Origin of the sequence: Lutibacter holmesii (assembly GCF_042679665.1) — a bacterium.
Taxonomy (GTDB): Bacteria; Bacteroidota; Bacteroidia; order Flavobacteriales; family Flavobacteriaceae; genus Lutibacter; species Lutibacter holmesii.
In genome coordinates this window covers 163,692-178,368 of record NZ_JBHTMV010000006.1, presented here as the reverse complement: position 1 = coordinate 178,368, position 14,677 = coordinate 163,692, and the positions used below count along the sequence as shown (strand labels likewise).

Genomic DNA, 14,677 nt, shown 5'->3' with positions numbered 1-14,677 from the left:
ATTGGACCTTGAGCTCCTGTGTCTCCAGTATCTCCTTTATCTCCTTTATCTCCCTTTTCTCCTTGAATTCCTTGTGGACCTTGTTCACCATCATTATCTAATGATGATAAATCTACAAAACCACCATTTTCTAATGTTAAAATATTTGTATCACTATCAAAACTTAGTTGTTGATAATCAGAACCTCCATCACACAAACTTTTCCATACCGCACCTTCAAATACAAATAAACATTTCTCATCTAAATTATAAACCACAGCCCCTTCTAAAGGCTTGATTAAATTCATTTCGATTGTAGAAACTCTACTCAAAACTAAAACTTTGTTTGAGCTTTCTAATTCTAAAAGAGAGTTGATATTTATTTGAGAAGGATTTTCTCCTATTTTAACTTGTGCAAATAGAGATACGCTAAAAGTTAAAAATACAATTAAAAATATATTTTTCATTGATTGGGGATTTAACATCATGTTTGCAAAATTATTAAAAGTTTTCTTAAATTCACTTGAATAATAGATAATTATCTTTTATAGGTATATAAATTTAACTAATACTATAAATTTATTGTAATTATTCTATTATTATGACACACAAAAGATTAAAAAGTCACAAAAGCACTAAGTCTTAATTTTTGGTGTTGTTGGATTAAATCCAAAATCTTCATCGGGTAATTGGATTCCTAACTGTGAAATTATGTAACCTACACTTGCAAAATGGTGAATTGCATGACTATGTGCTTGAATTAAAATTGCAGCTAATGTGTAGTTAGCAGAAATAACGCCTAAGCCTAAATCATCTGTAACCTGAATAATTTGATTTAAATCTTTATTCTTCACTTTTTCTAGTTCAGAAATAATTGTTTGAAAATATTTAATACCCTCTGTTGTTTTGTTCTCTACTAAACTATTTCTTTTTCGGAGTACCAAATTTATAGAGTTACCATCTAAACCTTCAAAAATACAATCAAAAACATCTAAAATATGTCGAGTGTGGCCACCAATGCTTGAATAATAAGGAGCAATTGTTGTGTTAGCATACTCACTATCTGAAATACTATTTAACAGTTTAATTCCTCTTTCTAAATTTTTTTGAATTGCTTCGATCATACAATTTAATAATTTTATTCAAATATAATTAACTTTATTTCAATAGGCGTATCAAAGTAATTATTCCTAAAACAACAAAAAGAACACTTAATATTAAATTGATATTTCTAGCAATAAACGAAACTCTTTTTGCAATAATTTTAGCAAAATAAAGATATGTGCTAAACAATAAAATTGCACCTAAAAAAATTCCAAAAAGATAAAGCATGATGTAAGGTTGCTTTATTACAATTAATCCTTTTTCTGTTAAAAAGATAGAAAAAGCTAAATAAAATGGTATTGCAATTACATTTAATGATGACATTAGTGCGCCTCTCAAAAAATACTTTCCTTTTTCAACTTTTGTTTCAGTATTTGTTTTTTTTCTTGAAAGAAAGAAAAAGAATACGGACAATGTAAAGAAAACAAAAACACCTGCGATTTTTAAAAATTCGATTATTTCGGGGTTTTTCACAAAATAGTCAGCAAAAAGAACTGCAATTCCTGCTTGAATAAAAATCACAAAAGCAGCTCCAAAGGCAAATTTTACACCTTGTACTTTCCCAATTTCAAGCTTTACTTTTAAAGCTGACATATTTAACATACCCGGAGCTAACATTCCTAAATATGAAATAAAAACACCGTATAAAACATATAAAAAATAGGTCATTCTTTTAACAAATTATTATTGAGTAATTAATTTTTTCTTTCTTCATTAATAGAGCATTCATAAATTACTTTGTAGCAAGTTTATTTTTTCCTTACAAAATTGATGATAAAATCACTTAATTCTTCAGAAACTTTAAACTTTTTAACAATGATACTATAGACCACAATTATTAAACAACTATTTGCTACAATATTTAAAAATGGATGAAAATTAAAACTCCAAAAATTAAATATTAAGAAAACTGCACTAATAATTATAATTATTTTTATAGTTTGTTTATTAAAAGGCATAATATTCATTTTTGCATTTATATAAGCAACTTTTACCAAACTATACAGCGCAACAACAACCAATGTTGCCAAAGCAGCACCATTTATTCCTATTAAATGAATAAACCACTTATTTAAAAAAATAACACTTAACGCCATTGCTATAGAAAAATAAAAGTAAATTTTATAATATTTTGAATTTACCAAAATTGCATTTCCAGTACCTAAACCTAACTCAACTAATTTTGCCAAAGAAATTATAAAAACAATCCAAATTCCATTTGAAAATTCAGGTTTACCGATTAAGCTATAAACTTCGCGTATATTACAGTTAATCAATAAAAATAATAATCCGCCAATAATTAATAAATTTAGAGATGTTTTTTTATACAAATCACCTACTTCCCCAATTCTATTTTCGTTCATATCTTTAGCAGTAATTGGACTTGTAATTTGCTGCATTGCTCTAGTTGGTATGGCAATGACACTCGCAATATAAACGCCTACAGAGTAATATGCTACCTGGGCAATTTGTTCCATCTGCGGAATCATAAACTTATCTATTTCTAACAAAATACTAGAAGCTGATCCTGCCACAATTATATACGATGAAAAAGATAAAATTTCTTTTAAATTTTCAGGAATTTTAAATATTAATTTGGGTTTATAAACATAAAAAGCATACAGTTTCATAATTAACATTCTAACGCCATACACAATTACAACAGCGTAAATAAATTGCTCATTAGTAAGCCAACCAAAATATACAGCAAACAATAAAAATGTTGTGCAAATACGAGCGAAAATTTCTTTTACAAAACTTCCGAACACGGATTTAAACTGCACTTTTGTCCACGAATAAAACACTTCAAAATACCCCATAAAAACAGCTACAATGAAAATTAAATACGTGTAACTTTTAATCATAGGGTTTTCAACAGAAAGCCAACTAGAAATACTTTCATATAAAATAGAACCTATGAAGCCAACAGGAATAATAACCAACAAAGGCAACACCAAAGTACTTATTAAAAAACTATCTTGATCTTGCCTTGACTTATATGATGAATAGAATTTTATTATGGTATGTTGCATACCAAACACCAATAAAGGCAATATAATAATAGCCGTAGAAAGCAAAAATGTAATTAATCCAAAATAATCTTCTTGTAAAAAATGTGTAAACAAAAACAATACATTTACTCCACCAATAGCAAACCCTAAAAATAAAATTAAGGTATTTATAAATGATTGTTTTATTACAATTCCCATTACAACAAGTTTAAAATTTCTTGATAAATTTTATCTCCAACATTTTTACCAAATAAATTCATTTCAAAATTTTCCTGATTATTTTGAAACTCGCTAAACGCTTCTATCATTTTTGCTGTATCAGCTCCTATTATTTTGGCAAAACCGTTTGAAACTAACTCAACCCATTCTGTTTCTTCCCTTGCAATTATGGCATATTTTTTATTGAAAAACGCCTCTTTTTGCAAGCCTCCGCTATCTGTAATTACCAAATTGCATTTTTGCAATAACTCAAGCATATCAAAATAACCAACGGGATCAATTATTGTAATATTAAATTTTAAATGATGCTTTTCTAAAATGGCTTTTGTTCGTGGATGTAAAGGTAATATTACTTGTTTTTTAGTGTGGATAGCTTCTAACCCTTTAAATATAGCTATTAAATTCTCTAAAGAATCTGTATTTTCTTGTCTATGAATAGTTGCTAACACAAACTCATTTTCAGTTAAATTCAATTTTGTAATAATTGAAGATTTCTCAACTGAAGTTTGGCTATAAAATTCCACCGCATCTTTCATAATATCACCACTTTTCACAATCTTAGAAGGCATTGTTAAAAACCCTTCTTGATTTAAATTAGCAACAGCCGTATCTGTTGGACAAATTAAAAGGTCAGAAATTCTATCGGTTAATATCCTATTAATTTCTTCAGGCATTTTCATATTAAACGAGCGTAAACCGGCTTCAATATGAACCACTTTAATAGCCAACTTTTTTGCTGCCAAGGCACCAGCCAATGTAGAATTTGTATCTCCATAAACAACCACAGCATCAGGCTTTTCAATTAATAAAACCTCTTCAATTTTTTGCAACATTTGCCCTGTCATAGCGCCGTGCCCTAACCCATTTACAGCCAAATTATAAGCAGGGTTTGGAATGTTCATTTCCTTAAAAAATATAGAACTCATATTGGTATCATAATGTTGCCCAGTATGTACAATTACTTCTTCTATTTCCTTGTGTTTTAAAATAACTCTACTTAAAACAGCTGCTTTTACAAATTGAGGCCTTGCACCTAATATGGTTACTATTTTTTTCATTTGGTTAATTCAATTATTAGTTCAGCAACTTTTTTTGTTAATTCCTTACGGTGAAATTGTTCAATATTTTTAGACTGAATTTGTAATTTACCTTCTTTATATGCTGCATACAAATTGAGAATCTTTTTCTTCAATTCTAACTTATCATCAAAGTTTACAGATGTTCCCGCATTCGTATTATTTAAAATTTCGGCTAAATCTCCATCACTTGGCGCAATTGCTAATATAGGTCGTTTTGCCATTAAATATTCAAATATTTTACCGGTAATTATTCCTTTTGCACTTGGAACATTATTTACAACCAGCAATAAAACTTGCGATTTTTGTTGAAACTCTAATACTTCTTTGTGCGAAACATAATCAATAACCTCTACATTATTTGACAATTGATGTGTATCAATATCCTTCAAAATAGACGGATCAATTTTACCAATTAATTTTAATTGAAAATCATTTTTAAAGCTTTCATTTTCCAAACAAAGTTCTGAAAACACATCCCATAACATTTTTGGATTTCTATCAGCATTCATTAAACCAATATGCGTACAAGTAAATTTTGAATCAAGCGCTATTTGAACTGGTTTAATCTCTCCATCAAACCCATTGGTAATAGTTAAAATATTCTTACTAAATGCTTCGTAATTCTTTTTCATAGTATTTCCAACTACTAAAACTGCATCTGCATTTTTTAACACTTCACTTTCTAAAAAATGATGTTTTTTAATCGCATTTTTTGAAAGTGGTAACTGATGAAAATAATCTATCTCAGTCCAAGGATCTCTAAAATCAGCTATCCATTTTATTGGCAATTGCTGCTTTAATTGCAAACCAATTAAATGTAAACTATGTGGCGGACCGGTTGTTATCACACAATCTATATCTGTTTCTTTAAGATACTTTTTTAAATATTTTACAGATGGTTTAACCCAAAATTTACGAGCATCAGGAATAAAATAATTAGCTCTGATATATTGTAATACTTTGCCCACAAAAGTAGGGTTCGGATTTAAAAAACCAGCACTTTCTGTTTTCTTCTTTCCAAATAATGACAGCAAATTGTTAGGTTCCCAAATTGGCTGTTTTATAACTTTTACACCTTTCGGAATTTCATTTTCTAGTGAAGTATCAATTATTGGGTAATTTGGTTTTTTAACCGTATAAACAATTGGCTCTACACCAAATTCCCTAAAGTATTTTACAAATTTTAACCAACGCTGTACACCAGAACCTCCGGCGGGCGGCCAATAATAAGTTATAACAAGTACTTTTTTCATTTGCTTAATTATGGTATAAAGCTATTAATTTTTTGGAAGTTAACTCCCAACAAAACTCGTTTTCAATAAAGGTCTTTCCATTTTCACCTAATTCTTTTTGCAAACCTAAATTATTAAAAAGCTCTAAAACTTTTAAACTAAAATCATTACTATTTTCAGCCTTGTGAACCAAACCTGCAACGGCTTTTTCAACAATATTTTGTTGTGAAATAGCGTTGCTAACCAACAACGGTTTTGCAAAACTCATATATTGAAATATTTTATTTGCATACGTTGTATCATGGTGTAAATTACGCTTTAACGGTGAAATACAAATGGAACTTGCTTTTATATATGATGGAAATAGCGTTTCATTTTTCCAACCTTCAAAATCAACAAAAGCTTCAATTCCTAAATTTTTAACCTGATTTTTTAAAACACTATCAGAAGAATTACTGCCTACAATAACTAATTTAATTGAAAGTATTTTATCTTTTACTAATGAAATACTTTCTATGGCTGTTTGTAAACCTCTTCGTAAACCAGTGTCTCCAACATATAATAACACAAAATTAGATTTATATTTCTCTATAATTTCTGGCTGAAGATCCGCGTTTTCAAAATATACCTTGTGCACTGTATTTGGCACTACTACAATATTTTTTGAAGGCTTTCCTACCCTATTTATAAGCTCTAATTTTGCTTCTTCTGTAACCACAACCACATTGGTGGCTTTTTTTACAAACCCCTCTTCTTTGCGCTTCCACTTTTTTGAGGAGATTAAAAATTTCCCAGGCAATTTTTGCAAATGAGGATAAAACTTCATTATTTCTGGTCGGTTTTCATGTAAATCAAGCGTAGTTTTTAATTTCAACTTTTTGTTTGCCTTAAAAACTGCACTAGCAATTTGAATGTCGTGCATATGAATAACATCAATACTATTGAACTTTAAAAAATGTTCAATTTTTTTTGACATTATTGAAGAATAAAAAGGAAGCGTATACGCTAAAGCTGATAATTTATATAATAATTTTGAAGACTTGTATCGCTTTACCTGAATACCTTTTATAGTTTCATTTGTTTTTTCGTTTTGGTATTTTAAACAAAATAAGAAAACTTCGTGCCCATTTTCAATTAATGATATAGCTTCATTTGCCACTCTGGGATCAGGTGGAAACGTTTTGTCTAAAATCATTCCTATGCGCATAGCAATTATTTTTCTGCGTAAATAGCGTAATAGCGTGGTGTAAATTTTCGTAAAATTGGACGAAACCCTATTTTATTAATTGGGCTAGTCCATTTTTGTTTTCTCTTAATTGTCCAATTTGTTTTTTCAACTAACCAATCAAATTGCCAATCTTCAAATTCATGATAATGCCTATCACGCATATCGGTTTTACTTCTATATGCAGATGCAAACCATAATTTTAACGGTATTGTAGCTATTAATTTGGGCGCTTCAATTTCTTTTAAAACTTGATATGGCGCCAATAAATGTTCAAAAATTTCAAACGCAGTAACTGCATCAACTTTATGTTTTTTTACAATTTCTGGAACCTCATCTAAATCTTCACCCAACGTATTAAAAACAGTGTACCCATTTTGTTCCATTATTTCTGAAAATGGATTGCGAACACCTAAATCTAAAATAGTAGCAGGCGCAGGCAACACATCTTGCAAAAATGCTAAAGTATGCTGATATCTTTTTTTTGGTAATTTATTATACATAAATACTATTGATAATTTTTGTTGAACTCTTAATTAAACAATTTATTTTGCTGAATAAACGTCAACAAACATTACTTTACATTTGCAATTAAATAGCCTATTTCTTTTCCTTTTTTCTTTGAGCTACAAATAAACCTATTGGAATTAATAGCATTAATAAATATGATGCCAATGCAATTGTACTTCCTTGTTTTATAACTGTTGGTTCAAATTTAAACTCAACATTATGTTTTCCCTTAGGAATTTCCATTCCTCGCAACACGTAATTTACATTGTAATAAGGTGTTAAAACTCCATCAACATAAGCGTTCCAACCATCTTTATAATAAATATCTGAAAATACAGCAAACTGATCTTCATTAGCAGAAAACTCATACTTTAATACATTTGCTTTATATGATACTAATTGAATGGTTGCTAAAGAATCAATTCTATAAGTGGTTTTAAAATCACTTGAAACCGTATTCGCATTTATTACCGCAGTTGATTTTGTATTTAAATTATTTAAAGCTGTTATTTCTTCATTTGCAGAGTCTACCACATTAATTTCAGCTACAAACCATGCGTTTCCGTTCGCTTCATCATTTACAGTTAAATTATTTTTCCCTGATTCATCTGGAGTTATTAAATATTTTGTATTCAACATATTAAATACTTCCATATTCCCTTTTGCTAACTGAAAATCGTACAACTCTTGATAACGACGAGGTTTTGCCGCGTGATATCCTCCTACTGAATTATGAAAATATGACGTAGAACCATCGGCCATTATATTTTTAGATAAATCAGCAACTCTGTAATAGCTTTTGTCTTTTAAAATTTCTTTGTCAATTGCAGAAGCTTTAAAAGGCTTGTCTACATTTCTTGCCGAAGTAAAATAGTCGTTATTTACGTAGCGCTTATCAACATTTACCAAATCAAATAAAACAATAGCTCCAAAAGAAATGATTAAAACTATACGCTTTATTTTTTTATTTAAATATGCATAAATAATTGCTGCAAAAAGGGAAACAATAATTAATGAACGTACACTATCGCCAAAAAACAAGCTTTGCCTGTCTGCAACAACAGCATCTAAATAACCCGCAATTTGTTCATCTATTTGCAAATCCATTTCAGTTTCAAATGAAAACAACCCTGTCCCTGCAACAGTAAATAGCAACGCCAAACCACCAACAATAATAGTTGACCATTTTAACGCATGAAGTTTTGTTTCTTTGGTTATTTCTGAATTTAAAATTTCTTTCAAACCTAAAATTCCTAATAAAGGAATGGTCAATTCAGCAATTACCTGGATTGAAGAAACCGCTCTAAATTTATTGTACATTGGCACATAATCAATAAAGAAATTGGTTAAAACCTCCAAGTTTTTTCCCCAGCTTAATAAAATTGAAAATATAGTAGCAGCAAGCAACCAATTTTTCAATTTCCCCTTCACTAAAAACAGCGCTAATACAAATAAGAAAATAAATAACGCACCAATATATGCCGGAGCAGCCACAATAGGTTGATCTCCCCAATACATAGATGATATTTGCATTAAATAATTGGCATCATTCGCACTTAAACCTTTACGAACAGAAGCTTGTAAAAAGTTACGCAGTTCACTATCTTCAACAACTTCATGACGCGTACCTCCTTTAAATCTAGGAATAAACAAATTAAAAGTTTCACTTTTTCCGTAACTATATTCTGTAATATAATCTTTAGATAAACCGCTTACCGCTTCTTTAGGCGATCCATCTGCATTAATAGTTAACTCACTTTTACTACGCGTACTGTGTTTTGCATATTCTTGTGTAGCCAACAAACCTGTTGCATTTACACCAATTGCTAAAACAACAGCAACCGTTAAAATGGCTATATTTTTAAAGAACAATGGTATTTCTTTATGCTTAACAGCTTCAATTAATTCTACAATTCCAAAAATTAACACTAAAAACAACAAATAATATGTCATTTGAATATGACTTGCTGCTATTTCCAACGCCATTGCCAAAGCAGTTACAATAAAACCGCTTAAATACTTTTTTTGAAACACCAATAAAATTCCAGATAAAACCAATGGCATATAGGCTATTGCGTGCGCTTTTGCATTGTGACCAACACCTAAAATTATAATTAAATAGGTAGATAACCCAAAGCCGAGTGCTCCAAAAACTGCCAACTTCCAATCAACTTTTAACACCAAAAGAAGTACAAAAAAACCTAAAAAGTATAAAAACAAGTAATTTGCCGGATGCGGTAAAAAACGTAACGCTGTATCTATTTTTTTGATAAAATCATTTGGGTAGTAGGCGCTTACTACATAGGCAGGCATTCCTCCAAATGTTGCATTTGTCCAATAAGGTTCTTGCCCAGTTTCTTTTCTAAAGTCTTTAATTTCTTTTGAAGAACCTATAAATTGTGTAATATCACTTTGCTGAATTTTCTTCCCTTCTAAAACAGGAGAAAAATACGCTAAAGACACAAAAATAAACGAGGCTATTGCAATTATATAAGGTACTACTTTTTTAAATGAAAAACTCATAAATTAATCTTCTTTTACCTCTTCAAAATCTACATATTCACCAACTGTTTTATTTCCTTCTTTTTGATTTGAAGGTTTTTTTGCAATTACAGTTTCTCCTACTTTTCCGTCTGTTGCTGGATTTTGATATTGCTCTTGTTGCGCTTTATATTTTTTTTCTACATTACTAATTACCTTTTTCAAGAAAATTGGAGCAATATATCTGCTAAAAAACTTGAAAGCATAATAAATAATGATAAATATTGCGATTGTTTTTAATAATCCTACCAAAATAAAATATGTTTTTATATAATTTTCAAAAATAACAATTTGACAGTAACTAAAACGTTTAATTATATAAAATCTTATATTTACACCATAATAAACGCAATTTATGAAAAGAGTTTTTTTTGCATTCCTTATTTTAATTAGCTTTCAAAATATACATGCACAATACACTGATATTATTAACTCTAAAAGACCAGGTTTTTCAGAAAGTCCGTATAGCGTTGGTACAAACGTTTACCAATTTGAAACAGGACTTTTTTACCAAGACAGCAATACCAAAAATTTACTTGAAAGCACCAATACTTTTGGTGGTGAACTTTTTTTTAGGTTTAGTAAATTTATTGAACGTTTAGAAGTAAACTTACATGTAGCTTATCAAAAAGATGATATCAATAACTTAAAAGATATTGTTTCACATATTGACCCGTTAGAAGAATTTAATAATAGTACTCCAAGATTCACAAGCTCAATTAAAGGAATTAGCAGGTTTACAATTGGTGCAAAATATTTAATTTACGAACAAATATTTGAAGATAAATCTAAAGAAATTAGAAGCTGGAAAGCTAGAAATGCCTTTGATAAAAAACGCCTAATTCCATCAGTTGGTATTTATGGTGGTGTAAACACTAACTTTTTAAGCGATGATTATAAAAAAGAAGGCTTAACGTTTAAAGGAGCCGTTTTATTACAAAACGACTTTTCAGATAGACTTGTTGTACTTACCAATTTAATTGTTGATGATATTACTGCAGAAAACATGTTGTATTCATACATTGTAACTATGACTTATGCCATTAACAGAAATTGGTCTTTTTTTATTGAAAACGTAGGAGAATATCAAAACACATTTTCACCAAATTATCAAATAGGAACTGGTGCAGCCTATTTATTTTCTCCAGATTTACAAATTGATGCTTCTGTACGTACAAATTTGTTTCAAGAGTACTCGTATGTTTTTGCTTCTGCAGGAATTTCATGGAGATTAAACAAACATCAAGATGCATTAATTGAAAACAATTCGCCAAATTATAAAGCAAAAAACAAAAAAGGATTCTTCTCTAGATTATTCGGGAAAAATTAATAAAATCACAAAAAGTAGCATGATTACAATTAAAGAAATGGTTACAACAAAGGAAATGAAAGCATTTGTAAAATTTCCTTTTAAATTATATAAAAATAACCCTTATTGGGTTCCACCATTAATAAACGGACAACTAGATGCCTTTGACAAAAACATAAATCCTGTTTTTGAAAGTTCAACAGCTCGGTTTTTTGTAGCGCTTAAAAACAATGAAATTGTTGGTAGAATTGTTGTTATTATCAATAGTTTAGATTTAAAAGAACAAGTTAACAAAGTACGTTTTGGCTGGTTTGATTTTATTGATGATATAAATGTATCACAACTATTGCTACAAAAAGCCAAAGAAATTGGTAAAGAAAATAACTTAGAATATATGGAAGGTCCAATGGGTTTTTCAAATCTTGATGAAGTTGGTTTTTTAACTAAAGGATATGAAGAAATTGGCACTATGGCTTCTTGGTATAATTTCCCGTATTATATTGACCATATGAATAAATTGGGTTTCACTGTGGAAAAAGAATATGTTGAAAACAGGTTTTCTTTTGAGAATGTTGAAAACAAAAAACTTAAAAGAGTAAGCGCAATGGTTGAAAAAAGATACGGATTTAAACCACTTAACTTTACTCGTACAAAAGATGTGATGCCGTATATTGATGAAATGTTTGATGTATTTAACGAAAGTTATGCTTCATTAGAATCCTTTGTTCCAATTACACCAAAACAAAAAGAATATTTCAGAAAAAAATACATTCAATTTATAAACCCTGAATTTATAAAATTTGTAACAGATAGTGATGATAAATTGATTGCTTTTGCCATAACAATGCCCTCTTTTTCAAAAGCTTTACAAAAAGCTAAAGGAACCTTATTTCCGTTTGGATGGTACCATTTATTAAAAGCAAAAAACGCTAGTAAAGACATGTTATTCTTTTTAATTGGAACGGTTCCAAAACACCACAACAAAGGAGTTCCGTCAATTATTTTTAATGAATTTTACAAAACCTTTAAAAAGTTAAATGTAAAAAACTGTATAAGAACGCCTGAACTTGCAAATAATAGTGCTGTAACAGCATTATGGAGCGGCTTTGGACAAGAAACATATAAAAGACGATGTACATTTAGAAAAGACATTTAATGCAGTTATTTTTTAATTCAAACATAGAGCCAACCACGCAACAGTTTACTTTTGATAAAACCGAAAGTAGACATATTGTACGCGTACTAAGAAAACAACAAGGTGACACGGTATTTATTACCAATGGAAAAGGAGAACTTTTTACTTCGGAAGTACAAATAGCAAATGACAAAAAGTGTTTGGTTAAAATTATAAAGGTTGAATCTCAAAAAAAACCTTGGGATTATTATCTACACATAGCAATTGCTCCCACAAAATTAAATGACCGGTTTGAATGGTTTTTAGAAAAAGCTACTGAAATTGGAATTGATGAAATAACTCCCATAATTTGTGCACATTCTGAAAGAAAAGTGATTAAAAAAGATAGAATGGAAAAAATAATTCATTCAGCAGCCAAACAATCATTAAAATATCATTTTCCAAAGTTGAATGATTCCATTACTTTTAAAGAATTTTTATACTCAAATTTTGATGGTCAATTATTTATTGCACACTGCGAAGAAACCGATAAAAAATCTTTAAAAAACGAATTACAACCCAACAAAAAAACAACTGTACTAATTGGTCCAGAGGGTGATTTTTCACCTAAAGAAATTGAGCAAAGTTTGGTTCATAACTTTATTCCTGTATCTTTGGGACAAAGCAGATTGAGAACTGAAACTGCCGGAGTTGTTGCAGTTCATAGTGTTGCATTTGTAAATGAATGAATTGATGAAAATACTTCATATATTAAAATTACCACTTCTTAACAAAACCAATACAAAAGCACTATTAATGTTGGTGTTTTGTATTTTAGGAATACACCAAATAACAGCGCAACAAGTAGCTGTTTTAAAATACAATGGTGGTGGTGATTGGTATGCAAACCCAACAGCTTTACCCAATTTAATTGAATTTTGTAATGACGCTATTCATACTTCAATAAAAGAAAACCCTGAAACTGTTGAAATCAACAGCATAGATATTTTTAACTACCCTATTGTTTTTATGACAGGGCACGGAAATATTGTTTTCTCAGAAGAAGATAAAACTAACCTGAGGAATTATTTAACTGCTGGTGGATTTTTACATGTCTCAGATAATTATGGCTTAAACACGTATTTAAGACGAGAAATGAAATTGTTATTTCCAACATTAGAATTTCAAGAAATTCCACACAATCACCCCATTTTTCATCAAACCTTTTCTTTTGAAAATGGAGTACCAAAAATTCATGAACACGATAATAAAACACCACAAGCTTTTGGGCTTTTTTATAAAGGCAGATTAATTTGTTTTTATGATTATGAAAGTGACTTAAGTGATGGATGGGAAGATGCAGAAGTACATAATGACGATTACGAAACTCGAGAAAAAGCATTAAAAATGGGTGCAAATATTATAGAATACGCCTTTAAAAACTAATATGGAAGAAAATTTAGATTCGCTTAAAATAAATTTTGATACGGAAGGGCTTTGGGCTTTAAACATTACGTTAGCAATAATAATGTTTGGCGTTGCTTTAGGAATAACAACTAATGATTTTAAACGTTTATTCAAAAACCCTAAAATACTATTTACAGGAATTATTTCTCAATTTATACTACTGCCGTTGGTGACATTTATTTTTATAAAAATAATAAACCCAATGCCAAGTATAGCACTTGGAATGATGATGGTTGCCGCGTGCCCAGGAGGAAATATCTCAAATTTCATGACGCAATTAGCAAAAGGAAATGCAGCGCTTTCTGTTAGCCTTACAGCTTTTGCCACACTAGTTTCATTAGTAATGACACCTTTTAACCTACATTTTTGGGGAAATTTGTACGCGCCAACAGCTCAAATATTACAAACTGTTGAATTAGACCCGTATGAATTAATAAAATTAGTTTTGTTAATATTAGGAGTTCCTTTAATTCTAGGTATGTATGTAAGAAAAAACAAACCTAATTTAGCAGATACGTTAATGAAGTTTTTAAAACCACTTTCATTAATTATTTTCTTAATTTTTATAATTGTGGCTTTTTATGATAATTTAACCATTTTTAGTAAATACATTCATTATGTATTACTAATTGTAATTGCTCATAATATTTTAGCTTATTTAACTGGGTTTTACTTTGCCAAAACAATGAAACTTTCATACAAAGATCAAAAAACATTAGCGATAGAAACCGGAATTCAAAACTCAGGACTTGGTTTATTGTTAATTTTCAGTTTTTTTAATGGCTTAGGTGGTATGGCTTTATTAGTTGCTTTTTGGGCAATTTGGGATATATTTTCAGGAATAGCTTTGGCTACATTTTGGTCTAAACAAAAAGTAAAAGAATAG

The 14,677-nt window shown here is 29.6% G+C and carries 14 protein-coding genes and 1 pseudogene; 5 read left to right on the top strand and 10 right to left on the bottom strand.

The genetic code is table 11. The annotated features are described in order from the left end of the window. The 10 genes and pseudogenes from ACFQ5N_RS12490 to ACFQ5N_RS12445 all read right to left on the bottom strand — a co-directional run. Nucleotides 1–446, bottom strand: a pseudogene (locus ACFQ5N_RS12490) (hypothetical protein); the annotation flags it as partial. 168 nt (nt 447–614) lie between these two features. Next, nucleotides 615–1,103, bottom strand: a complete 489-nt coding sequence (locus ACFQ5N_RS12485) for a DinB family protein (RefSeq protein WP_386809931.1) — start codon at nt 1,101–1,103, stop codon at nt 615–617. A 34-nt stretch (nt 1,104–1,137) separates the two neighbouring features. Next, the gene (locus ACFQ5N_RS12480; RefSeq protein WP_386809930.1) at nt 1,138–1,752 is read right to left on the bottom strand and encodes a hypothetical protein; all 615 of its coding nucleotides are present in this window, start codon (nt 1,750–1,752) and stop codon (nt 1,138–1,140) included. A gap of 80 nt (nt 1,753–1,832) precedes the next feature. Continuing rightward, nucleotides 1,833–3,293 carry a lipopolysaccharide biosynthesis protein gene (locus ACFQ5N_RS12475; RefSeq protein ID WP_386809929.1) on the bottom strand — a complete coding sequence of 487 codons (1,461 nt, stop codon included), beginning with the start codon at nt 3,291–3,293 and terminating at the stop codon, nt 1,833–1,835. Next, nucleotides 3,293–4,372 (bottom strand): non-hydrolyzing UDP-N-acetylglucosamine 2-epimerase, encoded by a 1,080-nt coding sequence (gene wecB / locus ACFQ5N_RS12470; protein WP_386809927.1) that lies wholly within the window; start codon nt 4,370–4,372, stop codon nt 3,293–3,295. The genes ACFQ5N_RS12475 and wecB overlap by 1 nt, the downstream gene beginning before the upstream one ends. Beyond that, nucleotides 4,369–5,646, bottom strand: coding sequence for a glycosyltransferase family 4 protein (locus ACFQ5N_RS12465; protein ID WP_386809925.1), 1,278 nt, complete (start codon nt 5,644–5,646; stop codon nt 4,369–4,371). The genes wecB and ACFQ5N_RS12465 overlap by 4 nt, the downstream gene beginning before the upstream one ends. A gap of 4 nt (nt 5,647–5,650) precedes the next feature. Continuing rightward, nucleotides 5,651–6,832: a glycosyltransferase gene (locus tag ACFQ5N_RS12460; protein WP_386809924.1), complete on the bottom strand. Its 1,182-nt coding sequence runs from the start codon at nt 6,830–6,832 to the stop codon at nt 5,651–5,653. Nucleotides 6,833–6,837: 5 nt separating this feature from the next. Continuing rightward, the gene (locus ACFQ5N_RS12455) at nt 6,838–7,353 is read right to left on the bottom strand and encodes a methyltransferase (RefSeq protein WP_386809923.1); all 516 of its coding nucleotides are present in this window, start codon (nt 7,351–7,353) and stop codon (nt 6,838–6,840) included. A gap of 97 nt (nt 7,354–7,450) precedes the next feature. Next, on the bottom strand, nt 7,451–9,883 hold the full coding sequence (locus ACFQ5N_RS12450; protein WP_386809922.1) for a YfhO family protein: 2,433 nt from the start codon (nt 9,881–9,883) through the stop codon (nt 7,451–7,453). 3 nt (nt 9,884–9,886) lie between these two features. Continuing rightward, nucleotides 9,887–10,153: a DUF4834 domain-containing protein gene (locus ACFQ5N_RS12445; RefSeq protein ID WP_386809921.1), complete on the bottom strand. Its 267-nt coding sequence runs from the start codon at nt 10,151–10,153 to the stop codon at nt 9,887–9,889. 103 nt (nt 10,154–10,256) lie between these two features. Between ACFQ5N_RS12445 and ACFQ5N_RS12440 the strand changes: the two genes are divergently transcribed. From ACFQ5N_RS12440 to ACFQ5N_RS12420, 5 genes are read left to right on the top strand one after another with little or no spacing between them, the layout of a single operon-like run. Next, nucleotides 10,257–11,231 carry a transporter gene (locus ACFQ5N_RS12440; RefSeq protein WP_386809919.1) on the top strand — a complete coding sequence of 325 codons (975 nt, stop codon included), beginning with the start codon at nt 10,257–10,259 and terminating at the stop codon, nt 11,229–11,231. Between the two features lie 19 nt (nt 11,232–11,250). Next, nucleotides 11,251–12,366, top strand: coding sequence for a GTP cyclohydrolase (locus ACFQ5N_RS12435; protein ID WP_386809918.1), 1,116 nt, complete (start codon nt 11,251–11,253; stop codon nt 12,364–12,366). After that, on the top strand, nt 12,366–13,073 hold the full coding sequence (locus ACFQ5N_RS12430; RefSeq protein ID WP_386809917.1) for a 16S rRNA (uracil(1498)-N(3))-methyltransferase: 708 nt from the start codon (nt 12,366–12,368) through the stop codon (nt 13,071–13,073). Before ACFQ5N_RS12435 ends, ACFQ5N_RS12430 begins: the two co-directional genes overlap by 1 nt. A gap of 4 nt (nt 13,074–13,077) precedes the next feature. Continuing rightward, nucleotides 13,078–13,770, top strand: a complete 693-nt coding sequence (locus ACFQ5N_RS12425; protein WP_386809916.1) for a DUF4159 domain-containing protein — start codon at nt 13,078–13,080, stop codon at nt 13,768–13,770. 1 nt (nt 13,771) lies between these two features. Next, on the top strand, nt 13,772–14,677 hold the full coding sequence (locus ACFQ5N_RS12420) for a bile acid:sodium symporter family protein (RefSeq protein WP_386809915.1): 906 nt from the start codon (nt 13,772–13,774) through the stop codon (nt 14,675–14,677).